This window comes from Streptomyces melanosporofaciens (assembly GCF_900105695.1).
Lineage (GTDB): Bacteria > Actinomycetota > Actinomycetes > Streptomycetales > Streptomycetaceae > Streptomyces > Streptomyces antimycoticus.
Map to the genome: position 1 here is coordinate 4,033,617 of NZ_FNST01000002.1, position 21,934 is coordinate 4,055,550.

Consider the following 21,934-nt stretch of genomic DNA (forward strand, 5'->3'; position numbering starts at 1 on the left):
CCCCCGGGGCGTTCGGCTATCGCCACCAGGGGGCGTATACCTACAAGCAAGCTTCTGCCCCCCAGCTCGTAACTTCGGAGGACACCAGTGGGACGACTCTTCGGTACGGATGGTGTGCGCGGCGTCGCCAACGCCGATCTGACGGCTGAGATGGCGCTCGGCCTGTCGGTAGCGGCGGCGCATGTGCTCGCCGAGGCGGGAACCTTCGAGGGCCACCGGCCGGTGGCGGTGGTCGGGCGGGATCCGCGAGCGTCCGGGGAGTTCCTGGAGGCGGCCGTGGTGGCGGGGCTGGCCAGCGCCGGAGTGGACGTTCTGCGGGTCGGTGTGCTGCCCACGCCGGCCGTCGCGCATCTGACCGGGGCGCTGGACGCGGACCTCGGGGTGATGCTCTCCGCGAGCCACAACCCGATGCCCGATAACGGGATCAAGTTCTTCGCCCGCGGCGGTCACAAGCTGGCCGACGAGCTGGAAGACCGTATCGAGACCACCTACCGCTCGCATGCCTCCGGCGAGCCGTGGGACCGGCCGACGGGCGCCGGGGTGGGCCGGGTCCGGCCCTACGAGGAGGGCTTCGACGCCTACGTGGCCCACCTGGTCGGCGCCCTCCCCAACCGGCTCGACGGCCTCAAGGTCGTCATCGACGGCGCGCACGGCGCCGCCGCCCGGGTCTCGCCCGAGGCGTTCGCGCGGGCCGGGGCCGAGGTCGTGACGATCGGCACCGACCCGGACGGCCTCAACATCAACGACGGCTACGGCTCCACCCACCTCGCCCGGCTCCAGGCCGCCGTCGTGGAACACCGCGCCGACCTCGGCATCGCCCACGACGGGGACGCCGACCGCTGTCTCGCGGTGGACGCGACCGGCCGCGAGGTCGACGGCGACCAGATCCTCGCCGTCCTCGCCCTGGCCATGCGCGAGGCGGGCGAGCTGCGGGGGGACGCGGTGGTCGGCACCGTGATGTCCAACCTCGGCTTCAAGCTGGCCATGAAGCGAGAGGGCGTCGAGCTGGTCCAGACGGCGGTCGGGGACCGCTATGTGCTGGAGGAGATGAAGACCCGCGGCTACGCGCTCGGCGGCGAGCAGTCCGGCCATGTGATCGTCCTCGATCAGGCCACGACCGGTGACGGCACGCTCACCGGTCTGCTGCTGGCGGCCCGCGTCGCCGCGACCGGCCGCACCCTGGCCGATCTCGCCGCCGTCATGGAGCGACTGCCCCAGGTCCTGGTCAACGTCCCCGACGTGGACAAGTCGCGCGTCGCCTCCAGCGCCGACCTGGCCGCGGCCGTCTCCGAGGCCGAGCGCGAGCTGGGCGAGACCGGCCGAGTACTCCTCCGCCCGTCGGGCACGGAGCCGCTGGTGCGGGTCATGGTCGAGGCGGCCGACATCGAACAGGCCCGCTCGGTCGCCGGACGCCTGGCGGACGCGGTGAAATCGGCCCTGGGCTAGGCGCTCCGCGGGAAGCGGCGCAAGGTGCGGTCGTTCATCCGCGGCCGCGTCGTGGCTGGTCGCGCCCACGCGGCGGAGCCGCACAACGACACAGCCCCGCGCCCCTTCTGGGCGCAACCGAACCGCACCGGACTTCAGCGAGGCCGCCTGGACCGCCGCCGTGTACCGCGGTGGCCTCGGTCCCGGCCCCGCTGCCGGTACACGCCGGCCGTCCTGTCGCTTCCTCGCGCCGGAGGGGCTGGATTTTTCCAGCCCCTCCGGCGCTTGAGGAGCGGGGTCCGGGGCGGCGCCCCGCCACGCGCGGAGCCGCATATCGACGCAGCGGGAAGGGGGCGGGGCGGGGCTACCCCCGCCGCCCCCACACAACCTTCTGCATCCCCAACGTCAGCGTCCCCGCCACCACGATCCCCACCAGGTTCAGCAGCAACTGCTCCGTGGAGCCCCACATCTGCTCGATCTCCCCATACCCCAGCGCCACCGCCGCATTGGCCGCCGCCGGCACCGTCGTCACCGAGATCGCCACCCCCACCAGCGCACCGGACTTCGCCGACGTCAGCGAGAGCGTGCCCGCGATCCCCGCGAGCACGGCGACCACGAACGAGAACATGTCCGGCTTCCAGATGAAGTCCGTGTTCGGCCGGGCGCGCTCCAGCATGTCCCTGCCGAAGAGCCCCACCGCGTCCATCGCGATGCTGAAGCCGGTGGTCAGCACCATCGCCGCGGCGAACCCGACCAGCAGCGCGATCGCCGAGCGCGCCGCCAGCCGCGGCGCGCGCCGCACCAGCGCGGTGCACAGCCCCGCCAGCGGCCCGAACTCCGGGCCCACCGCCATCGCGCCCACGATCAGGATCGCGTTGTCCAGCACCACACCGCATGCCGCGATCATCGTCGCGATGACGAGGAAGGCGAGATAGGTGACCGAGAGCGTGGACTCCTCATGGGTGGCGTCCGCCAGCTGCTCCCACAGGACCGCGTCCGCTCCCTCGCCGGGCGCCTCCTCCTCCGCCTTGTCGGCGCGCTTGGACAGCGAGAGGTCGATGTTCTCCACCGCGATCGACCCGGTCTCGTCAAGACCCAGCTCGCGCAGCTCGCCCAGCAGACCGTCCCCGGCCTCGCGCGCCACGTCGCACATGACGACGTCGCCCGCGGGGTCGCGGGCGGCGCCCGGCAGCACCACCAGATGGGTGGCGCCGACCGTCTTCTCGATGCCGCGCACCACCGCCTCGGTGCGGTCAGCGGGGACGATCAACCGCAAGTGCAGCATGGCGTACGTACGCTCCTCACAGCTTGCGCAGGGACAGCCGCTGGACCTTGTGGTCCGGCCCCTTGCGCAGCACCAGCGTCGCCCGGCCCCGCGTGGGCTGGACGTTCTGCTTCAGATTGGGCTTGTTGATGGTGCGCCAGATCATCCGGCCGTAGTCCAGCGCCTCCTCCTCGGAGACCTGGGTGTACTTGCGGAAGTACGAGGAGGGGTCCTGGAAGGCCGTCTCCCGCAGCTTCCGGAAGCGGCCCAGGTACCAGCGCTCGATGTCCTCGGTCCTGGCGTCCACGTACACGCTGAAGTCGAAGAAGTCCGCGAGCCCCACCCGGGTCAGCCCGTCGTTCCCCGGCAGCGCGGGCTGCAGCACATTGAGCCCCTCGACGATCAGGATGTCGGGGCGGTGCACGGTCAGCCGCTCGTCCGGCACGATGTCGTAGATCAGGTGCGAGTAGACCGGCGCCGACACCTCCGCCCGGCCCGCCTTCACATCGGCGACGAAACGGGTCAGCGCCCTGCGGTCGTAACTCTCGGGGAACCCCTTACGGGACATCAGCCCGCGGCGCCGCAGCTCGGCGTTGGGGTACAGAAAGCCGTCCGTGGTGATCAGCTCCACCCGCGGATGCTCGGGCCAGCGGGCCAGCAGCGCCTGGAGCAGCCGGGCGGTGGTCGACTTGCCGACCGCGACGCTGCCCGCCACGCCGATGACGAAGGGCGTACCGGGCTGGGCGCCGTTGCCGTGCTTGGTGTCGCCGAGGAAGGTGTTGAGCGCGCCGCGCAGATTGCCGGTGGCGGCCACATAGAGGTTGAGCAGCCGGGACAGCGGCAGATAGACGTCCCGCACCTCTTCGAGGTCGATGACGTCGCCCAGCCCGCGCAGCTTCTCCACCTCCTCGGCGGTCAGCGGCAGCGGGGTCTTGTCCCGCAGCGCGCTCCACTCGGCGCGGGACAGATCCACATACGGGGTCGCCTCGCCGCTCCGCCGCTGCGGGCCGCGCACGGTGCGCGCCGCGCGCGCGGTTGACGTGATCACCCCCTCATTGTCATGGCAGGGACCGGCCGAGTGAGCGCGGTTGAGGCGTGGGGTCGGTCACCCCGGCCCGGGTCCGGGGGCCGTACGCTGCGTCCATGTGCGGAATCGTTGGTTATGTGGGAGGGCAGTCGGCCCTCGATGTCGTCCTCGCCGGACTCAAGCGGCTGGAGTACCGCGGCTATGACTCGGCGGGCGTCGCCGTGCTGGCCGATGGCGGGCTGGCGGCCGCCAAGAAGGCGGGCAAGCTGGCCAACCTGGAGAAGGAGCTGGCCGATCGCCCGCTGCCCACCGGCAGTACCGGCATCGGCCACACCCGCTGGGCCACCCACGGCGGCCCCACCGACGCCAACGCCCATCCGCACCTGGACAACGCGGGCCGGGTCTCGGTCGTCCACAACGGCATCATCGAGAACTTCGCCGCGCTCCGCGCCGAGCTGGCCGAGCGCGGCCACGACCTGGCCTCCGAGACCGACACGGAGGTCGTGGCGCATCTGCTCGCCGAGTCGTTCTCGTCCTGCGGCGACCTCGCCGAGGCGATGCGCCAGGTCTGCCGCCGTCTGGAGGGCGCCTTCACCCTGGTCGCGGTGCACGCGGACGCGCCCGATGTGGTGGTCGGAGCGCGCCGCAACTCGCCGCTGGTCGTCGGCGTCGGCGAGGACGAGGCGTTCCTCGCCTCCGATGTGGCCGCCTTCATCGCCCACACCCGCGAGGCCATCGAGCTGGGCCAGGACCAGGTCGTGGAGGCCCGCCGGGAGGGTGTGGTCGTCACCGACTTCGAGGGGGCGCCGGCCGAGGTCCGCCCGTACCACGTGGACTGGGACGCCTCCGCCGCCGAGAAGGGCGGCTACGACTACTTCATGCTCAAGGAGATCGCCGAGCAGCCGAAGGCCGTCGCGGACACCCTGCTCGGCCGGATCGACCTGGCCGGGAACCTCTGCCTGGACGAGGTGCGCATCCCGGCCTCGGTGCTGCGCGAGGTCAGCAAGGTCGTGATCGTCGCCTGCGGCACGGCCTACCACGCGGGCATGATCGCCAAGTACGCCATCGAGCACTGGACCCGGATCCCCTGCGAGACGGAGCTGGCCAGCGAGTTCCGCTACCGCGATCCGATCCTGGACCAGCGGACGCTGGTGATCGCCATCTCCCAGTCCGGCGAGACCATGGACACCCTGATGGCGCTGCGGCACGCGCGGGAGCAGGGCGCGAAGGTACTGGCCATCTGCAATACGAACGGCTCCACCATCCCGCGCGAGTCGGACGCGGTGCTCTACACCCACGCCGGGCCCGAGGTCGCCGTCGCCTCCACCAAGGCGTTTCTCACCCAGCTGGTGGCCTGCTACCTGGTGGCGCTCTACCTGGGCCAGGTGCGCGGCACCAAGTGGGGCGACGAGATCCTGTCCGTGATCCGCGAGCTGTCGGAGATCGCGACCCAGGTGGACCAGGTCCTGGAGACCATGGAGCCGGTACGCGAGCTGGCCCGCAGCCTGGCGGACAAGAACACCGTCCTCTTCCTGGGGCGCCACGTGGGCTACCCGGTTGCCCTGGAGGGCGCGCTCAAGCTCAAGGAGCTCGCCTACATGCACGCCGAGGGCTTCGCCGCGGGCGAGCTCAAGCACGGGCCGATCGCGCTGATCGAGCAGGACGTCCCGGTCGTCGTGGTCGTGCCGTCGCCGCGCGGGCGGTCCGTGTTGCACGACAAGATCGTCTCCAACATCCAGGAGATCCGGGCGCGCGGCGCCCGCACGATCGTCATCGCCGAGCGCGGCGACGAGACGGTGGCCCCGTACGCCGACCACCTGATCGAGATCCCCGCCACGCCTACGTTGCTGCAGCCCCTGGTCGCGACGGTGCCGCTGCAGGTCTTCGCGTGCGAGCTGGCCACGGCGCGCGGCAACGAGGTCGACCAGCCGAGGAACCTCGCCAAGTCGGTGACCGTGGAGTGACCCGACGGATGACGGCGTGATCGTCGGCGTGGGCATCGACGTGGCCGGTATCGACCGTTTCGCGGAGGCGCTGGAGCGCACGCCCGGGATGGCGGACCGGCTCTTCGTCGAGCGCGAGCTGTGGCTGCCGAGCGGGGAACGCCGTGGCATGGCCTCCCTGGCGGCCCGCTTCGCGGCCAAGGAGGCCCTGGCCAAGTCCCTGGGCGCCCCCGGCGGCCTGCGCTGGACGGACGCCGAGATCCTCACCGAACCCAGCGGCCGCCCCCGCCTCTCCGTCCGCGGCACGATCGCCGTCTGCGCGGAGCGGCTGGGGGTGCGGGGGCTGCATGTCTCTCTGAGCCATGACGCGGGGGTCGCGTCGGCGGTGGTGATCGCGGAGGGGTGAGGGTTCCGCTGGGTGCGGGTGCGGGTCCGGCTGCGTCGTTGCGCGCGGGTGCGTGGGTGGTGCGCCTGCTGTTCGTGGTGGGTGCCGGAGGCCCGCCCCCGGTCCCCACCACGAACGGCGGGCGCACCTCAGCAACCACCACGCGGCGGCAGCCGCACCCAGCGGAATCCGCGGAAGCCTCAGGCCAGCACGTCCCGCCATGTGTCCGTCAGCGCCGTCGAGACGTCGTACGCGGCGATGGGGGCGCCATGCGGGGTCGTGGCGCGGCGGGCGGCCAGGCCGTGGAGGTAGGCGCCGACGGAGGCGGCGTCGCGGGCGGGGAGGCCGGTGGCGAGCAGGGAGCCGATCAGCCCGGAGAGCACGTCGCCGCTGCCCGCCGTGGCCAGCCAGCCGGTGCCGGTGGGGTTGACGCGCACCGGCTGGTGTTCGGCGGCGATCAGCGTGGTGGACCCCTTCAGGAGCACGGTCGCGCCGTAGCGCTCGGACAGGGCGCGCACGGCGGCGAGGCGGCCCGACTCGACCTCCTCGCGGCTCACGCCGAGCAGCGCCGCCGCCTCGCCCGCATGCGGGGTCAGGACGGTCGCCGCCTCGCGTTTGCGCAGGTCGCTCCCGGTGGGCAGCAGGTGGAGCCCATCGGCGTCGACCAGCACCGGGACGTCGGAGGCGAGGACGTCGTCCAGGGAGTGCTTGGCCGCCGCGCCGTCGCCGAGGCCGGGGCCGACGACCCACGACTGGACGCGGCCCGCCTTGGCCGGGGGCCCGGTGTGGACGAGGGTCTCGGGGAAGCGTGAGATGACGTCGTCGGCCGCGGGGCCCACGTAGCGAACCGCCCCCGCACCGCCCCGCAGCGCGCCCGAGACGGCCAGCACGGCCGCGCCCGGGTAGCGGGCGGAGCCCGCGACGACGCCCACCACGCCGCGCCGGTACTTGTCGCTCTCGGGCATGGGCCGGGGCAGCAGCGCCGCCACGTCCTCGTGCTGCAGGGCCTCCACGTCGGGGTCGGCCGGAAGATGGGCGTCCAGGCCGATGTCGATCAGCCGCAGGGCGCCCGCGTGGGTGTGGGCGGGGTCGATGAGCAGCCCCGGCTTGTACGCGCCGAAGGTGATCGTGGCGTCCGCGCGCACGGCGGAGCCGCGCACCTCGCCGGTGTCGGCATCGACCCCGCTGGGCAGGTCCACGGCGACGGCGATGCCGCGCACCGCCCGGACCAGCCGCTCCGCGTCGGGCCGCAGCCCGCCCTTGCCGCCGATGCCGACGATGCCGTCGATGACGAGATCGGCGCGGGCCACGGCCGCCTCGCCCCAATCGGCGGCCGCTTCGCCCCCGTCGGCGTCGGCCCGGCCGCCCTCGGCCGACACCGCGCGCCCGCCGGCGGCCCGCAGCGCGGCGAGCCCGCTCTGATGCGCCCGGTCGGGGTTGAGCAGCACCGCCGTGACCCCGGCGCCGCGCCGGGCCAGCCGGGCGCCCGCGTAGAGCGCGTCACCGCCGTTGTCGCCGCTCCCGACGAGCAGGGCCACCCGGGAGCCGTACACCCGGCCCAGCAGATCGGCGCACGCGGCCGCGAGCCCCGCCGCCGCGCGCTGCATGAGCGCTCCTTCGGGCAGCCGCGCCATCAGTTCGCGCTCGGCGGCCCTTACGGTCTCCACGCTGTAGGCAATCCTCATGCTCTTAGTCTCCCGAACAGAGGGCACTCCGTGCGTGGAAGCACACACTCCGGTGGGCTGATCGGCCTGAGAGACTGACGGAGATGGACGAGACACCGATGCGCGCCCGTGCCGTGGTCGATCTGGCCGCCCTACGGGCCAACGTGAGGGCGCTGCGCGCCGCGGCACCCACGGCCGAGCTGATGACCGTGGTCAAGTCGGACGCCTATGGCCACGGCATGGTCCCGTGCGCGCGTGCCGCCCGTGAGGCGGGCGCGAGCTGGCTGGGGGCGGCCACGCCCGAGGAGGCGCTCGCGCTGCGGGCGGCGGGGGACACGGGGCGGCTGATGTGCTGGCTGTGGACGCCCGGCGGCCCCTGGCGGCAGGCGATCGAGGCGGACATCGACGTCTCGGCCAGCGGACTGTGGGCGCTGCGCGAGGCCGTCGCGGCGGCGCGTGCGTGCGGCCGTACGGCGCGGCTCCACCTGAAGGCGGACACCGGGCTCGGCCGGAGCGGCTGCCAGCCCGCCGACTGGCCCGCGCTGGTCGACGAGGCCCGCGCGGCCGAGGCGGAAGGGGCCGTTCGGGTGACGGGGCTGTGGTCCCACTTCGCCTGCGCGGACGAGCCGGGCCATCCGTCCATCGACGCCCAGCTGTCGGTCTTCCGCGACATGGTGGCGCACGCCGAACAGGCGGGGCTGCGGCCGGAGGTGCGCCACCTGGCCAACTCCCCGGCGACCCTGACCGTGCCCGAGTCGCACTTCGACCTCGTACGGACCGGCATCGCCACCTACGGCATCTCCCCGAGCCCCGAGCTCGGCGCGGCCGCCGACTTCGGCCTGCGGCCGGTGATGACGCTCTCCGCCGCGCTCGCCTCCGTCAAGCGGGTACCGGGCGGACACGGCGTCTCCTACGGGCACCGCTATGTGACCCCCGGCGAGACCACCCTCGCGCTGGTGCCCGTCGGGTACGGGGACGGCATTCCGCGCCACGCCTCGGGCACCGGCCCGGTGCTGGTCGCGGGAAAGTGGCGGACCATCGCGGGCACGGTCGCCATGGACCAGTTCGTGGTGGACTTGGGCGGGGACACCGCCGCCCCGGGGGACGAGGCGGTGCTGTTCGGCCCGGGCGACCGGGGCGAGCCGACCGCCGAGGACTGGGCACGTGCCGTGGGCTCGATCGCCTATGAGATCGTGACGCGAATCTCGGCCCGGATTCCCCGCGTTTATGTAGGTGAGGACGGGGGCACAGGGAACTGACCATGGGCGACGAGAGCACGGCCGGCAGTACGGCAGAGATGGCGACACGAGTCGCGGCGGGGGCCACAGCCGTGAGCTGGCGCCGGGGCGCCGGATTCGCGGGAGCCACGATCGGCGTGCTCGCGGCGGGGGCGGCCGCGGGCGTCGCGCTGGAGCGGCTGACGGTCGGCCGCGGTGTACGGCGCAAGGCCCGCCTCGCACTGGACGCCGAGGGCCCGTACGGCACCCTGCGCGGCACTCCGGGCACGGCGGTCGCCGACGACGGCACCGAGCTCTACTACGAGGTCGAAGAGGTGCGGGAGAATGCCGCCGCGCCCTCGCCGCGGCGCAAGCGGCGGTTCGGGCGCCGCACCCCCACCCCCGTCACCATGGTCTTCAGCCATGGCTACTGCCTCGGCCAGGACTCCTGGCACTTCCAGCGCTCCGCGCTGCGCGAGGTCGTCCGCACCGTCTACTGGGACCAGCGCTGCCACGGCCGCTCGGCGCGCGGCTGCGCCCAGGCGGACGGCGAGGCGATCAGCATCGACCAGCTCGGCCGCGATCTGAAGGCGGTCATAGACGCGGCCGCGCCCGAGGGTCCGCTGGTGCTGGTCGGCCACTCCATGGGCGGCATGACGATGATGGCGCTCGCCGCGCAGTACCCCGACCTGGTGCGCGAGCGCGTGATCGGCGCGGCCTTCATCGGCACCTCGGCGGGTCGGCTGGGCGAGGTCAGCTTCGGCCTCCCGGTGGTCGGGGTGAACGCGGTGCGGCGGGTGCTGCCCGGGCTGCTCAAGGCGCTGGGCTGGCAGGCCGACCTGGTCGAACGGGGGCGGCGGGCCACCGCCGATCTCTTCGCGGGGCTGATCAAGCGCTATTCGTTCGGCTCGAAGGACGTGGACCCGGGGGTCGCGCGGTTCGCCGAGCGGCTGATCGAGGCGACGCCGATCGATGTGGTCGCGGAGTTCTATCCGGCGTTCATCGCCCACGACAAGGCGGCCGCGCTGCCGCACTTCGACGGGCGTCCGGTGCTGGTGCTCGCGGGCGACAAGGACCTGATCACCCCGATGGAACACAGCGAGGCGATCGCCGAGCTGCTTCCCGGCGCTGAGCTGGTGATCCTCGAAGAGGCCGGGCATCTGGTGATCCTTGAGCATCCCGAGGTGGTCAACGGCCATCTGACCGAGCTGTTGTCGCGGGCCGTGGACGGGGCGGGCGACCGGGCGAAGCGGGGCGTGACGGGCTGGGGGGAGTCGGCCCGGGGCTAGGCTCTACGTGACGGCGCTTCGCAGCCGTGCGAAGCGCCGTCACGTAGAGCCCTGGCGCGAGGCGCCCCGTCGCCGTGGTCCGTACCATCGGCGAGTGTGACTCCGCTCCCTCGCCTGAAGGCGGGGGGCTTCCAACCCGAAGGTCGCGGTCCAGCCCGAACCGGTCCCTACCGGGACAGAGGGAAAATATCATGGGCCGGAGAAGCAATGCGGCCGCCGACGGAAGCCGGTGGCCCTCGCGCTAGGAGACAGATGGACGTAGGCACGCGCATCACCGTCACCTCCCCCGACCAGATGCGGGACCTGGGCCGCAGACTCGCCAAGCTGCTGCGCCCCGGCGATCTGGTCCTGCTCACCGGTGAACTCGGCGCGGGCAAGACGACCCTGACGCGGGGCCTGGGCGAGGGCCTCGGCGTTCGTGGCGCCGTCACCTCTCCCACCTTCGTGATCGCCCGGGTGCACCCCTCGCTGGGCGACGGTCCGCCGCTGGTCCATGTCGACGCGTACCGGCTGAACGGCGGCCTCGACGAGATGGAGGACCTGGACCTCGACGTCTCCCTGCCGGATTCGGTGGTGGCCGTGGAGTGGGGCGAGGGGAAGGTGGAGGGGCTGGCGGAGGACCGGCTGCATGTGGTGATCCAGCGGACGGTGGGCAGCGACATGGCGGTCACGGACACGACGGCCGCCGATGTGGACGACGTACGGGACGTGGTGGTGACGGGCGTCGGCCCCCGCTGGGCGGGGGAGGACCTGGCGTCGCTCGCGGGGTAGCGCCGTCCAGCCGTCCAGCCGTGCGGTTGTCGCCGGGTAGAGCTCGCGTGCAGATGCCGGGTAGTTTCCGACAAGCCGTCGGCATGCTGTTGCATTCCGGGCATCGCCCGTGGTCACATGGGTGGAGAAAGCGTGGGTTAGGTCTGCCTAACTCCGCTCGACTGCCCCAGCACCCTCAGGAGGCATCCATGTCGGCCCACGACCCCGTGGCCGGGACCGGCCCGCGCGAGGACCGGTCACCGTCGATGTCGGAGCTCCTGGCGGCATGTGCGGCGGCGAGCGCGGTCTCGACGCCCCCGCGGCCGGCCGAGGAGGAGACGCCCGCGTCCGCCGAGACGCCCGCGTCAGCCGAGTCCGAGCCCGAGTCCGCGCACGAGGCGGACGACGAGGAGCGCGACGCGGCATAGCGCCCGTCGCGGCCGCGTCATCTCCGCTACGGGACCACCGACGGCCGGACTACCGGGCTACGGGATGACGACGACCTTCGTGTCCACCTGGGCGAACTCCCACATCGCCGCGCTGTCCGCCCGGCTCTCCCGGACGGCCCCGGTCCGCTTGCGCGCGTTCGGGTCCGGCATCGACCCGTCCACCGCCGCGCTGAAACCGAACACGACCCCCCCTTCCGAGTGGAAGATGACGACGTGCTCGACCTGCACTCCGTCCGATCCGACCCCGCCCTTGTTGCGCGAGGTCACGGAATAGGTCCCCGGGTCGGGGCTGGCCGGGCTCGGGCCCACCTGGAAGGTGTGGGTGGCCTTACCGTCGGCACCGACCAGCCAGACCCGCTTGTCGCCCAGTGCGTAGACCACCCGTACGCCGGTGCCGGAGCCGGCCGGAAGGGCGGTGGACTTCCGCTTCGACCCCGCGTCGTCCTTGTCCTTCTTCTTGGACTCGGCGGCGTGCGACCCGGGCCGGGCCTGCGTCGGATGGTCGGGGGCGGTCGCGGCGGCCTGGTAGCCGAGGAACCCGACGACGCCCAGCGCGGCGGCGGTGAGTACGGCCACAGCTGGCCCGGTACTGCTCCTTGGCACGGCGGCAACCCTCTCCTGAGGTCAGTACGCGCTGACGGCCCGTACACACTTACGGCGACGGTAGCACCGGCGCCCACCGCCCCGCGGCGCTCCGGCCGACCGGTGACCGAGCTGTTCCACCGTCGGTACGAAGGGTCGGTACGAAAGAACGACCTCCCGGCGCGCCGTAGGCTGTTCTCGTGCTGTTGCTCGCTCTTGATACCGCCACCCCCGCCGTGACCGTCGCCCTGCACGACGGCTCCGCAGTGATCGCCGAGACCTCGGACGTGGACGCCCGGCGCCACGGCGAGTTGCTGCTGCCCGCCGTGCACCGGACGCTGAAAGAGGCGGGCACCGAGCTGGCCGCGGTGACGGAGATCGTCGTCGGGGCGGGCCCCGGCCCGTACACCGGACTGCGCGTGGGCCTGGTGACCGCGGCCACCTTCGGCTCGGTCCTCGGCGTGCCCGTCCACGGGCTGTGCACCCTGGACGGGATCGCGTACGCCGCCGGGTCGGCCGGTCTGGACGGCCCCTTCGTGGTGGCCACGGACGCGCGGCGCAAGGAGGTCTACTGGGCGCGCTACGACGACGCCCGGACCCGCGTCACCGAGCCCGCCGTCGACCACCCCGCCGATCTCGCAGAGCGGGTGGCCGGGCTGCCCGCGGTCGGCGCGGGCGCGCTGCTCTACCCGGCGGCCTTCGCCGACGTACCGCCCGGGATGCCGGAGTACCAGTCGGCCGGGGCGCTCGCCTCGCTCGCCGCCGAGAAGCTGGCGCGCGGCGAGGAGCTGCCGCCGCCCCGGCCCCTGTACCTGCGCCGCCCCGACGCCAAGGTGCCCGCCAACTACAAGGTGGTCACCCCGAAGTGAGCGGCGCGACCGTGACGCTGCGCGAGATGCGCTGGTGGGACCTGGACCGGGTGATGGAGCTCGAGGAGGAGCTGTTCCCCGAGGACGCCTGGTCGCGGGGGATGTTCTGGTCCGAGCTCGCCCACGCCCGGGGCCGGGACGCCACCCGGCACTATGTGGTGGCGGAGAGCGGGCCCCGGCTGGTCGGATACGCCGGGCTCGCCGTCTTCGACCGCACCGGCGACGTCCAGACCATCGCCTCCGCCCGCGACCACTGGGGCACCGGCCTCGGCGCCCGCCTCCTCACCGACCTCCTTACGGCCGCCACCGCCTTCGAATGCCGTGAGGTGCTGCTGGAGGTGCGGGTCGACAACGCCCGCGCGCAGCGGCTGTACGAACGTTTCGGCTTCGAGCCGATCGGCATACGCAGGGGCTACTACCAGCCCGGCAATGTGGACGCCCTGGTTATGCGGCTGTCCGACCCGGCGGCGCCGGGTGTGACCACGGCGGGCATGGCGACTGCCGCGGACAGCGAGACGGGTGTGTCCCCTGAGACGGGCGTGTCTCCGGGCGCCGGCGCGTCCCCCGAGACCGGTGCGCCCACCGAGACCAGCGCCCCCACCGTGCACACAGCGAACCCCGCGCACACAGCGAACGCCGCGAACCCCGCGCACACAGCGAACGCCGCGAACCCCGCGCACACAGCGAATTCCGCGAATCCCGCGACCTCAGTACAAGGAACCGAGACCCATGGCTGACGAACCCCTCGTCCTCGGCATCGAGACCTCCTGCGACGAGACCGGCGTCGGCATCGTCCGCGGCCACACCCTCCTCGCCGACGCCGTCGCCTCCAGCGTGGACGAGCACGCCCGCTTCGGCGGCGTCGTCCCCGAGGTCGCCAGCCGCGCCCATCTGGAGGCGATGGTCCCCACGATCCAGCGTGCGCTGAAGGAGGCCGGGGTCGCCGCCTCCGACCTCGACGGCATCGCCGTCACCGCGGGCCCCGGGCTCGCGGGCGCGCTGCTGGTCGGCGTCTCGGCCGCCAAGGCGTACGCCTACGCCCTCGGCAAGCCGCTCTACGGCGTCAACCACCTCGCCTCGCACATCTGCGTCGACCAGCTGGAGCACGGTCCGCTGCCCGAGCCGACGATGGCGCTGCTGGTGAGCGGCGGGCACTCCTCGCTGCTCCTCGCGCCCGACATCACCTCCGACGTCCGCCCGCTCGGCTCGACCATCGACGACGCGGCGGGGGAGGCGTTCGACAAGATCGCCCGGGTGCTGAACCTGGGCTTCCCCGGCGGCCCCGTCATCGACCGCATCGCCCGCGAGGGCGACCCGGACGCGATCGCCTTCCCGCGCGGGCTGACCGGTCCGCGGGATGCCGCGTACGACTTCTCCTTCTCGGGGCTGAAGACCGCGGTCGCCCGCTGGATCGAGGCGAAGCGGGCGGCGGGCGAGGAGGTCCCGGTCGCCGATGTCTCGGCCTCCTTCCAGGAGGCGGTGGTGGACGTGCTGACCCGTAAGGCCGTCCGCGCCTGCAAGGACGAGGGCGTGGAGCATCTGATGATCGGCGGCGGCGTCGCCGCCAACTCCCGGCTGCGGGCCATGGCCGAACGCCGCTGCGAGGACGCGGGGCTCACCCTGCGGGTGCCGCGGCCGAAGCTGTGCACGGACAACGGGGCGATGGTCGCGGCACTCGGCGCGGAGATGGTGACGCGGGGACGGTCCGCCTCGGCGTGGGACCTGTCGGCGGACTCCTCGCTTCCGGTGACCGATCCGCATGTCCCGGACCCGAACGGGCACGCCCACTCCCATGACCATGTGCACGAGCTGAGCCGGAAGAACCTGTACGCATGACCGTCGCGTTGATGTGGGAAGCCCGCGCCGTGGCGGGGAAGGGCGAGGAACTGCTGGCCTGGGCCACCCGCCAGCCCCTCGACCCGCCCCCGCTGCGCCGCGAGACCCTCCGGGCACCCGAGGACCGCGTCCTCGTCATCACCTGGTGGGACGGCGCCTACGACACCCCGGGCCTGCCGGAACTCCCCGAACCGGGGGAGGACTTGGCCCGCCGCGCGGTGCACCGCTGGCGCTTCGAGACGGTCACGGACGAGAACTGAGCCGCGCCTTGGCGGTGCCGTCCCCGGCCGTACCCGGTGCCCCCGGCGTACCCCGCGGCCCGGCCGTGCGGTGCGCCCGGCCGTGTGGCGCGCCCTGGTCGTGCCCCGCGCCCTGACTGTGCGGCCTCCGGGCCTACCGCGCACCCCGGCTGTGCCGTCCCCGGCCGTACCCGGTGCCCCCGGCGTACCCCGCGGCCCGGCCGTAACGCTTTCCCGGGCCGTGCCGTCCCGGCCGTACCGCTCCCGCCCTCACCCTCCTCACCCGAGGGCATCGGTGAGATCGGCCAGGTGCCGGGCGACCGGGCCCAGGGTGAGCAGGCCGCTGCCCGCCCCGGCCAGTTCCGCCGCTGCCGGGGCCAGCGCGGTGCGGGCGCGTGCCATCGTCTCCCGGTCGCCGACGGCGATGGCCGCCCGGCCGGTGAGGCACCACAGGGCCTCCAGCAGCAGATCGCGGGGCGGCTCCGGGACCGCGCGCAGCGCCGCCTCGGCCTCAGTGCGGTGGTCCTGGGCCAGCAGCACCAGCGGGCGGGCCCAGGGGGCGTACGGCCCCCAGTCGAGGTCCGCGTCGGTCGGGGCGGGGCGCCCCTGTTCCACGCGCAGACAGAGCAGCGCGAGCGGCAGCAGACCGTGCTCCAGGCCGGGCATCCCGGCGTCGTCCAGCCGTGTGGCCGCGTCCCGGTAGGCCGCCTCGGCCTCGGCCGCCCGCCCTGTCGCCGCCAGCCGCAGTGCCCGGTACCACTCGGTGAACACGCTGACCAGTGGCCGTTCATGGCGCTCGCCCAGACGGTCGGCGGCGGCCGCGTGCCGGTCCGCCGACGCGAAGTCCGCGAGCGCGCTGCGGGCCTGGAGCCGGATGAGATGGCCGAGCACCTCGAAGGTGACCAGGCCGTGCCGTTCCGACAGGGCGATCAGCTCGGCCCCGGTCGCGTCCCGGCGCGGCGCCAGCCCCGCGCGGTCGAAGGTCTGCATGAAGACGCCGTTGAGGGCGAATGCCAGCAGCGCGGGATCGTCCAGCCGCCGGGCGATCTCCTCGGCCTGCCGGGCCGCCTGGCGGCCACGTTCGGAGCGACCACCACGCGACTCGACGGCAATCGTGGCCAACAGCCGCGCCCGCACCGCCTCATGACGCGGCGCCGCCTCGCCCGTAACCCCGTGCCCGGTCGTCGGCCCAACACCGGCCGCGAGCGCGGCCAGCGTGCGTTCGGCCGCGGCGACGATCGACGCCGCCTGTTGCGGGTCGTCCAGGCGGGTCCAGATCGCCGGGACGTCGTAGGAGCCGATCACCCGGGCGGTCAGTTCCGGGTCGCCCAGTTCCTCCGCCGCCGCGACCGCCGCCACGCGCTGTTGCCGGGCCATTCGCAGGCCGCCGCCTCCGGTCATCGAGAGGTCGCGGAGCAGGCCGACCGTGGACTCCAGACGGGTCCGCGCGCCGGAGGCCACCGTGCGGTCGTAGGCGGCGGCCGCTTCCGCCCATACCTGGGCGGCCGCCCCGCTCCGGGCCGTGGCGGGGTCGAGGTGGGGCGCCTGGCCGAGGATGTCCGTCTCCAGGCGGCGCAGTTCCGGGCCCGGGTCCACGCCGAGCTGCTCGACCAGCAGCGTCCGGGCCCGGCGCAGCACCGCCAGCGCGTCGCCCTGGCGGCCGGTGCGGTACAGCGCGAGGGCCAGCGCCCGCCAGGCGCCCTCGCGCCAGGGGTGCTCGGCCAGATGCGCCTCCAGGTCCGGCACCGCCTCGGCGGCCCGGCCCAGTGCCAGGCGGGCCTCCGCCTGCCGTTCGACGGCGTGCAGCCGCAGCTCCGCCAGCCGGGAGCGCTCACCCCGGGCCCAGTCCTCGTCGGCGAACTCCGCGTACGCGGGGCCGCGCCACCGGCTCAGCGCCTCCTCCAGCCGGGGCAGCGCGCCGTCCGGCGGCAGGGTCGCGGCGGCGGACACGTCCTGTTCGAAGCGCCAGGCGTCCACCGCGTCCACATCGGCGCGCAGCGCGTATCCGGGACCCTCGGTGACCAGCAGCCGGGCCGGGGCGCGGGGCGGGCGCTGCGGCTCCAGCGCGCGGCGCAGCGCGGCCACGAACGTACGCACCGCGCCGACCGCCGCCGGAGGCGGCTCCGTCCACAGGTCGTCGACCAGCCGGGATACGGGTACGACGCGCCGGCGGGCGACGATCAGCCGGGCCAGCACGGCGCGGTGCCGTGGCCCCTTCAGCGCGATGGCGTGCCCGTCGGCGTCCCAGGCCACCACCGGCCCCAGCACCCCGAACCCGACCCGCATGCGGTCACCGTAGCGCGCTGATCGGATGCTCATCCGCACCCGGCAGGCTGACAGCCACCTGGTCACCTCCATCATTCAGAGCAAGGGCGGAAACATGAGCCTTCTCATCCCCGGCTTCGACTACCGGCGCGTCCCCGTCGCCGACGGCGTGTCCCTGAACGCGGCCGTCGCGGGCTCGGGCAGCCCCATCGTGCTGCTGCACGGCTTCCCGCAGACCCACCTGATGTGGCGGCATGTCGCCGCCGATCTCGCGGCCGACCACACCGTGATCTGCCCCGACCTGCGCGGCTACGGCGCCAGCGACAAACCGGCCGCCGACACCGACACCGATGCCGACAGCGACACCGGCAGCGCCGCCTACTCCAAGCGCACCATGGCCGCCGACGTCGTCGCCCTGGCCCGCGCCCTCGGCCATGACCGCTTCGCCCTGGCCGGGCATGACCGCGGTGCCCTGGTCGCCTTCCGGGCGGGCCTCGACCACCCCGCGGCGATCACCCATCTCGCCTGCCTGGACGTGCTGCCGACCCTCGACATGTGGGACGTGATGCGCGGCACCACCGCCGCGGTCGGCTTCCACCTCTATCTGATGGCCCAGCCCCCGGGGCTGCCCGAGCGGATGATCGCCGCCCGCCCCGACGACTTCTTCGGCCACTTCCTCGACCTGTGGGCGGGCGACCCGGGGGCCATCCCCGCCGAGGTCCGCACCGCCTATCTGGACGCCTGCCGCGCCGCGGTCCCCTCGATCGTGGCCGACTACCGCGCCTCCGCCGGTGTCGACGTCGACCACGACCGGGCCGACCGGGACGCCGGGCGCCGGCTGACGATGCCGCTCACCGTGCTCCAGCAGGACTGGGGCGCCGCCCTCGGCTATGACGCGGCGGCGGTGTGGCGCGCCTGGGCCGACGACCTGGAGCACCGCACCGTCGGCTACGGCCACTTCATGGCCGAGGAGGCGCCCGCCGACATCGCCAAGGCGCTGCGGGAGCTCCTCTCCCGCTAGGCGGATCAGGCCAGGATCAGGCCAGGATCAGGCCGCGTGGAGGGCGAGGGTCGGGGACAGATGGGAGGCGCGGACAGCTGGGTAGAGGCCCGCCAGGGTGCCGATGACGAGCGTGGCGCCGAAACCGCCGCCGATCGTCCACGGCGGGATCACCCAGGGGATGCCGTTGCTGATCGCGTAGCCGCCGGTGGCGGTGGCGCCCAGGAGGATGCCGACGAGACCGCCGAGTCCGGACAGCAGCAGTGACTCGGTGACGAACTGGCCCCGGATCTGACCTCGGGTCGCGCCGATGGAGCGGCGCAGGCCGATCTCGTAGCGGCGCTCCAGCACTGAGATGATCATGGTGTTGGCGACGCCGACTCCGCCGACCAGGAGGGCCACTCCGCCGAGTCCGAGCAGCAGGTTGCTGAAGGCGCCCTCGGCGGCGGCCTTGGCCTGGAGCCCGGATGACGGGTCGGTGACCTCCACGTTGTGGGGCGTTTGGGGGTCGACCGTTCGCGGGATCAGGCCGTGGACCGATTCCACCCTGTCGTCGGCGGAGCGCTCGTAGATCGTGGTCGGGCGGCCGTCGAAGCCGAGTCGCGTCTTGCCGACCTCCCAGCCGACCAGGGCGGAGCGGGCGACCTCGGGGGTCAACGGCAGTTCGTCGAGGATGCCGAGGACGGTGAAGTACTCGTTGTCGATGTAGACGCGCCGGCCGGGCTCGGTGATGCCGAGGCGCCGAGCCGCGACGTCGCCGAGCACCACCGAGGGGTACTTGCCGGTGGCCGCGTTGAGCCAGGTGCCGCTGCGCATGCTGCCCCGCAGGGTGGTCAGCAGGTCCTCGGTGGCGCTCTGGACCGAGATACCGCCGGTGATCATGTCGTCGATCTTCTCCGACCGGCGGACGGTGTGATCCAGCAGGCCGGTGGCGCCGACCTGCTCGACGCCGTCGATCCGGGCCACCCTGCCGGCCGCGTCCTTGGCCATCGGCACCTCCTTCTGGCTGAGCAGATCCGTGCCGGGGGTGACGACCAGCATGTTCGTGCCGAGCTTGTCGAGTTCCCGCAGGAGTTCCTCCTTGCTGGAGGCGGAGATGCCCACCACCGAGATCATCGTCGCGATGCCGATGGCGATACCGAGAGCGGACAGCAAGACGCGCATCGGGCGGTTGCGCATCCCGGCCATCCCGGTGTGCAGGATGTCCAGCGGTGTCAGACGGGCCGGGGTGAGTACCGACCGCCGCCGCCTCACCGGGCCTCGCTCGGTACGTGGCCGGGGGCATGCGCGTGCCCCTGGCCGTGAGCGGTGTCCTGGACGATGTCGCCGTCGCGGATTCGCACCTGCCGGGGCAGCCGGCCGGCGATCTCGGTGTCGTGGGTGATGACCGCGATGGTCGCGCCCTCCTTGTTGAGTTCATGGATGAGTTCCACGACGGCCTCGCCGGAGGCGGAGTCCAGCGCGCCGGTCGGCTCGTCGGCGAGAAGCAGATCGGGCTCGCCCACGACCGCACGGGCGATGGCGACGCGCTGCTTTTGACCGCCGGACAACTCATGCGGCCGGTGGTTCAGCCGGTCGCCGAGGCCGACCCGTTCCAGCGTCTCCACTGCGCGCCTGCGGCGTTCGGCGCGCGGCAGACCGGAGTAGAGCAGGCCCTCGGCGACGTTGGCTAGCGCGCTCATGCCCGGTACGAGGTGGAACGCCTGGAAGACGAAGCCGATGTGCTGGGCGCGCAGCGCGGACAGGCCGCGGTCGCCGAGCCCGGCCGCGTCATGGCCCGCGATGCTGACCGAACCGGCCGTGGGCCGGTCCAGGGTGCCCACGATGTGCAGCAGGGTCGACTTGCCCGACCCCGACGGGCCGACGATGGCCACCAGTTCGCCCCGGCCGATGGTCAGATCCACCCCGCGCAGGGCCACGACCCCGCCCGGGTACTCCTTGGTCACACCCGTCAGCCGCACCACGGGCCCGGTCCGGGCAGCGTTGCCGACGGTCACGTCAGGGGTGGTCATGTCGTGGGCACCCCGACGCGCATACCGTCCCGCAGTCCGGCGCCGGAGACCTCGACCCGGCCCTGAGCGAACATGCCGAGCCTCACCTTGACCTCGCGTGCCCTGCCGCCCGCGACGACCTGGACGCCGAACGAGCCGTCCTCCAGGGCCAGCAGAGCGCTGACCGGAACGCTGAGCACGTCCTTGCGGGTCCGGCCGGTGAACAGGACGGTGGCGGGGGACTTGTCGACGCCCTCCACCGCGCCGGGATCGTCGAAGGTGACCGTGACGCCGACCTTCGGGGTCTTGTCGTTCGGGTCGTCCCCCATCGTGGCGACCTCGTCCACGGAGGAGACCGTCCCGTCGGCGACGGTTCCACCGGGCAGCTCCACCCGCACCTTGTGGTCCGGCTTGGCCAGCGCGGCCTCGGAGACCTTGACCTCGAGGCGCACGACCCGGTCGGAACCGGTGGTGGTCATGATCTTCTGGCCCGGCGCCGCCACGTCGCCGGCCGACGCGTTCACGCTCTGCACCCGCAGCGGGCCGGACGCGAAGGCGATCTGGTCGGGCCCGGTCCGGCCGGTCTCCGCCAGCCCGTGGTGCTCCTGCCAGCGCTCGACGGCCGCGGTCGTGCCCGCCGTGAACTCGTCGTCGGCGACGAGGCCGCCGCCGTACCCGAGCTCGATGAGATTCTCCTTGAGCTGCTTGACGTCGGTGCCCGTGTCGCCTTCCTCCAGCGTCCGGTACATCGGCTCGCTTCCGTACATCAGGCGTACGTCCTTGCCGCCGAGGGCGTACAGACGGCCGTCCCGCTTCACGGTGGAGCCGCTGCGGGTCACCCAGGTGAGGGTGCCGGACGCCCCGGCGTTCAGCTTGCGTTCCCGGGAGTAGCCGAGCGTGCCGTCGACGCTGGTGCTGCTGGTCAGGTCGCCGCGCTCGACGGGGGCTGTCGCCGCGGGCAGTTGGGACCGCTGCGCCCCGGATTCGTCCTTCCGCGGCTGGGCCAGTCCCGTCACGGCGATGCCGCCGCCGACGACGGCCGCGACCGCCACCAGCGAGGCGATGATGGCGGCCCGCCTCATGCCGCGCACTCGTTGAGGGCCTTGAGGAACTTATCGGGGTCGGCACCCTTCGGGATCCGGAAGCCGCCGTTGGCCCCGTTGCGGCCGGGCTTCGGGTCGGGCATGTCGAAGCCCTTGCCCCGCACGCACTCGGCGATCTTGACCTGCTGGTCGAGCGCGTCCTGCTGGCCGGCGGTGCCGCCGGAGCCGCCCCCGGCCATGCTGGATCCGCAATCCTCGAGCGCCTTGGACCACTTGTCCGCGGAGGTGCCCTCCGGTTGCGCGAGTGTCGCCGAGTGCGGGTCCTCGCCCGGCTTGAGGTCGGGAACGTCGATGCCCTTGCCCCGTAGGCACGTACGCAGCTTCTGGGCCTTGTCGAAAGCGGCCGGGTCCGAGCCCGAGTCGCCGGACCCGCCCGAAGCGGTGGGATTCTCGGACGAGGACGAGTCCTTGGACCCGCCGGAGTCGGACGAGCCGGAGCAGCCGGTCACGAACAGGGCCAGACCGGCCGCGGTGGCCGCCAGGGGCAGGGTGAGCCTGTGGTTTCTCACGGTTCTCTCTCCTCGCGAACGAGTCGCCGCCCGTGCTGCGTGCCGTGCGGCGACCGCGTGATTGCGGACAGCTCGGAGAGTGGGCGATGGGGCTGTTTCGTTTCTCTTACAGACGCACGGGTCTCTT

20 protein-coding genes and 1 pseudogene are annotated in these 21,934 nt (G+C 73.3%); 12 read left to right on the forward strand and 9 right to left on the reverse strand.

Translation table 11 applies throughout. The features are described 5' to 3' along the window. Positions 1 to 87 precede the first annotated feature (87 nt). Entirely contained in the window at positions 88 to 1,446 is a 1,359-nt protein-coding gene (gene glmM, locus BLV72_RS20125; RefSeq protein ID WP_093463876.1) for a phosphoglucosamine mutase, read from the forward strand. Between the two features lie 343 nt (positions 1,447 to 1,789). Here the strand turns inward: glmM and BLV72_RS20130 are convergent, their stop codons facing one another. Further along, positions 1,790 to 2,710 carry a DUF389 domain-containing protein gene (locus tag BLV72_RS20130; protein WP_093463878.1) on the reverse strand — a complete coding sequence of 307 codons (921 nt, stop codon included), beginning with the start codon at positions 2,708 to 2,710 and terminating at the stop codon, positions 1,790 to 1,792. Positions 2,711 to 2,726: 16 nt separating this feature from the next. Beyond that, positions 2,727 to 3,737, reverse strand: coding sequence for a type I pantothenate kinase (gene coaA, locus BLV72_RS20135; protein ID WP_093463879.1), 1,011 nt, complete (start codon positions 3,735 to 3,737; stop codon positions 2,727 to 2,729). A gap of 95 nt (positions 3,738 to 3,832) precedes the next feature. On the opposite strand from coaA, the gene glmS reads away from it, so the two are divergent. Together glmS and BLV72_RS20145 are read left to right on the forward strand one after the other, a co-directional pair. Further along, entirely contained in the window at positions 3,833 to 5,680 is a 1,848-nt protein-coding gene (gene glmS, locus BLV72_RS20140) for a glutamine--fructose-6-phosphate transaminase (isomerizing) (protein ID WP_093470443.1), read from the forward strand. 16 nt (positions 5,681 to 5,696) lie between these two features. Then, a complete protein-coding gene (locus tag BLV72_RS20145) occupies positions 5,697 to 6,065 on the forward strand; it encodes a holo-ACP synthase (protein WP_059148944.1) in 369 nt (122 codons plus the stop codon). A gap of 179 nt (positions 6,066 to 6,244) precedes the next feature. Here the strand turns inward: BLV72_RS20145 and BLV72_RS20150 are convergent, their stop codons facing one another. Further along, positions 6,245 to 7,729: an NAD(P)H-hydrate dehydratase gene (locus BLV72_RS20150; protein ID WP_093463881.1), complete on the reverse strand. Its 1,485-nt coding sequence runs from the start codon at positions 7,727 to 7,729 to the stop codon at positions 6,245 to 6,247. Between the two features lie 83 nt (positions 7,730 to 7,812). On the opposite strand from BLV72_RS20150, the gene alr reads away from it, so the two are divergent. From alr to BLV72_RS20170, 4 genes are all read left to right on the forward strand, one after another. Continuing rightward, entirely contained in the window at positions 7,813 to 8,967 is a 1,155-nt protein-coding gene (alr, locus tag BLV72_RS20155) for an alanine racemase (protein ID WP_093463883.1), read from the forward strand. A gap of 2 nt (positions 8,968 to 8,969) precedes the next feature. Further along, positions 8,970 to 10,214 (forward strand): alpha/beta fold hydrolase, encoded by a 1,245-nt coding sequence (locus tag BLV72_RS20160; protein WP_093463884.1) that lies wholly within the window; start codon positions 8,970 to 8,972, stop codon positions 10,212 to 10,214. A gap of 252 nt (positions 10,215 to 10,466) precedes the next feature. After that, the gene (tsaE, locus tag BLV72_RS20165) at positions 10,467 to 10,985 is read left to right on the forward strand and encodes a tRNA (adenosine(37)-N6)-threonylcarbamoyltransferase complex ATPase subunit type 1 TsaE (RefSeq protein WP_093463886.1); all 519 of its coding nucleotides are present in this window, start codon (positions 10,467 to 10,469) and stop codon (positions 10,983 to 10,985) included. Between the two features lie 188 nt (positions 10,986 to 11,173). Then, the gene (locus tag BLV72_RS20170; protein ID WP_093463887.1) at positions 11,174 to 11,392 is read left to right on the forward strand and encodes a hypothetical protein; all 219 of its coding nucleotides are present in this window, start codon (positions 11,174 to 11,176) and stop codon (positions 11,390 to 11,392) included. A 57-nt stretch (positions 11,393 to 11,449) separates the two neighbouring features. Here BLV72_RS20170 and BLV72_RS20175 read toward each other — a convergent pair whose 3' ends face one another. Next, positions 11,450 to 11,989 carry a hypothetical protein gene (locus tag BLV72_RS20175; protein WP_244320868.1) on the reverse strand — a complete coding sequence of 180 codons (540 nt, stop codon included), beginning with the start codon at positions 11,987 to 11,989 and terminating at the stop codon, positions 11,450 to 11,452. Between the two features lie 206 nt (positions 11,990 to 12,195). On the opposite strand from BLV72_RS20175, the gene tsaB reads away from it, so the two are divergent. The 4 genes and pseudogenes from tsaB (at position 12,196) to BLV72_RS20195 (ending at position 14,960) form a co-directional block, all read left to right on the forward strand. Next, the gene (gene tsaB, locus BLV72_RS20180) at positions 12,196 to 12,864 is read left to right on the forward strand and encodes a tRNA (adenosine(37)-N6)-threonylcarbamoyltransferase complex dimerization subunit type 1 TsaB (RefSeq protein WP_093463889.1); all 669 of its coding nucleotides are present in this window, start codon (positions 12,196 to 12,198) and stop codon (positions 12,862 to 12,864) included. 26 nt (positions 12,865 to 12,890) lie between these two features. Next, positions 12,891 to 13,337 (forward strand): annotated as a pseudogene (rimI, locus tag BLV72_RS20185) (ribosomal protein S18-alanine N-acetyltransferase); the annotation flags it as partial. A gap of 256 nt (positions 13,338 to 13,593) precedes the next feature. Then, a complete protein-coding gene (tsaD, locus tag BLV72_RS20190) occupies positions 13,594 to 14,700 on the forward strand; it encodes a tRNA (adenosine(37)-N6)-threonylcarbamoyltransferase complex transferase subunit TsaD (RefSeq protein ID WP_093463891.1) in 1,107 nt (368 codons plus the stop codon). Next, positions 14,697 to 14,960: a hypothetical protein gene (locus BLV72_RS20195; RefSeq protein ID WP_093463893.1), complete on the forward strand. Its 264-nt coding sequence runs from the start codon at positions 14,697 to 14,699 to the stop codon at positions 14,958 to 14,960. Before tsaD ends, BLV72_RS20195 begins: the two co-directional genes overlap by 4 nt. Before the next feature lie 258 nt (positions 14,961 to 15,218). Here BLV72_RS20195 and BLV72_RS20200 read toward each other — a convergent pair whose 3' ends face one another. Next, a complete protein-coding gene (locus BLV72_RS20200; protein WP_093463894.1) occupies positions 15,219 to 17,225 on the reverse strand; it encodes an AfsR/SARP family transcriptional regulator in 2,007 nt (668 codons plus the stop codon). Positions 17,226 to 17,319: 94 nt separating this feature from the next. Between BLV72_RS20200 and BLV72_RS20205 the strand changes: the two genes are divergently transcribed. Next, positions 17,320 to 18,225 (forward strand): alpha/beta fold hydrolase, encoded by a 906-nt coding sequence (locus BLV72_RS20205; RefSeq protein ID WP_093470444.1) that lies wholly within the window; start codon positions 17,320 to 17,322, stop codon positions 18,223 to 18,225. Between the two features lie 27 nt (positions 18,226 to 18,252). Here BLV72_RS20205 and BLV72_RS20210 read toward each other — a convergent pair whose 3' ends face one another. From BLV72_RS20210 to BLV72_RS20225, 4 genes are all read right to left on the reverse strand, one after another. Continuing rightward, a complete protein-coding gene (locus BLV72_RS20210; RefSeq protein WP_093470445.1) occupies positions 18,253 to 19,392 on the reverse strand; it encodes an ABC transporter permease in 1,140 nt (379 codons plus the stop codon). Positions 19,393 to 19,454: 62 nt separating this feature from the next. Further along, complete coding sequence (locus BLV72_RS20215) at positions 19,455 to 20,216, reverse strand: ABC transporter ATP-binding protein (RefSeq protein WP_093463896.1); 762 nt, start codon at positions 20,214 to 20,216, stop codon at positions 19,455 to 19,457. After that, the gene (locus BLV72_RS20220) at positions 20,213 to 21,277 is read right to left on the reverse strand and encodes an efflux RND transporter periplasmic adaptor subunit (RefSeq protein WP_093463897.1); all 1,065 of its coding nucleotides are present in this window, start codon (positions 21,275 to 21,277) and stop codon (positions 20,213 to 20,215) included. The genes BLV72_RS20215 and BLV72_RS20220 overlap by 4 nt, the downstream gene beginning before the upstream one ends. After that, on the reverse strand, positions 21,274 to 21,807 hold the full coding sequence (locus BLV72_RS20225) for a hypothetical protein (protein WP_093463899.1): 534 nt from the start codon (positions 21,805 to 21,807) through the stop codon (positions 21,274 to 21,276). The genes BLV72_RS20220 and BLV72_RS20225 overlap by 4 nt, the downstream gene beginning before the upstream one ends. Positions 21,808 to 21,934: the final 127 nt, after the last annotated feature.

Coding starts and splice junctions, on each gene's coding strand:
- BLV72_RS20130 (WP_093463878.1), bottom strand. CDS start 2,710: ATGCTGCACTTGCGGTTGATCGTCCCCGCTGACCGCACCGAGGCGGTG.
- glmS (WP_093470443.1), top strand. CDS start 3,833: ATGTGCGGAATCGTTGGTTATGTGGGAGGGCAGTCGGCCCTCGATGTC.
- BLV72_RS20150 (WP_093463881.1), bottom strand. CDS start 7,729: ATGAGGATTGCCTACAGCGTGGAGACCGTAAGGGCCGCCGAGCGCGAA.
- alr (WP_093463883.1), top strand. CDS start 7,813: ATGGACGAGACACCGATGCGCGCCCGTGCCGTGGTCGATCTGGCCGCC.
- BLV72_RS20160 (WP_093463884.1), top strand. CDS start 8,970: ATGGGCGACGAGAGCACGGCCGGCAGTACGGCAGAGATGGCGACACGA.
- tsaE (WP_093463886.1), top strand. CDS start 10,467: ATGGACGTAGGCACGCGCATCACCGTCACCTCCCCCGACCAGATGCGG.
- BLV72_RS20170 (WP_093463887.1), top strand. CDS start 11,174: ATGTCGGCCCACGACCCCGTGGCCGGGACCGGCCCGCGCGAGGACCGG.
- tsaD (WP_093463891.1), top strand. CDS start 13,594: ATGGCTGACGAACCCCTCGTCCTCGGCATCGAGACCTCCTGCGACGAG.
- BLV72_RS20195 (WP_093463893.1), top strand. CDS start 14,697: ATGACCGTCGCGTTGATGTGGGAAGCCCGCGCCGTGGCGGGGAAGGGC.
- BLV72_RS20200 (WP_093463894.1), bottom strand. CDS start 17,225: ATGCGGGTCGGGTTCGGGGTGCTGGGGCCGGTGGTGGCCTGGGACGCC.
- BLV72_RS20205 (WP_093470444.1), top strand. CDS start 17,320: ATGAGCCTTCTCATCCCCGGCTTCGACTACCGGCGCGTCCCCGTCGCC.
- BLV72_RS20210 (WP_093470445.1), bottom strand. CDS start 19,392: ATGGCCGGGATGCGCAACCGCCCGATGCGCGTCTTGCTGTCCGCTCTC.
- BLV72_RS20215 (WP_093463896.1), bottom strand. CDS start 20,216: ATGACCACCCCTGACGTGACCGTCGGCAACGCTGCCCGGACCGGGCCC.
- BLV72_RS20220 (WP_093463897.1), bottom strand. CDS start 21,277: ATGAGGCGGGCCGCCATCATCGCCTCGCTGGTGGCGGTCGCGGCCGTC.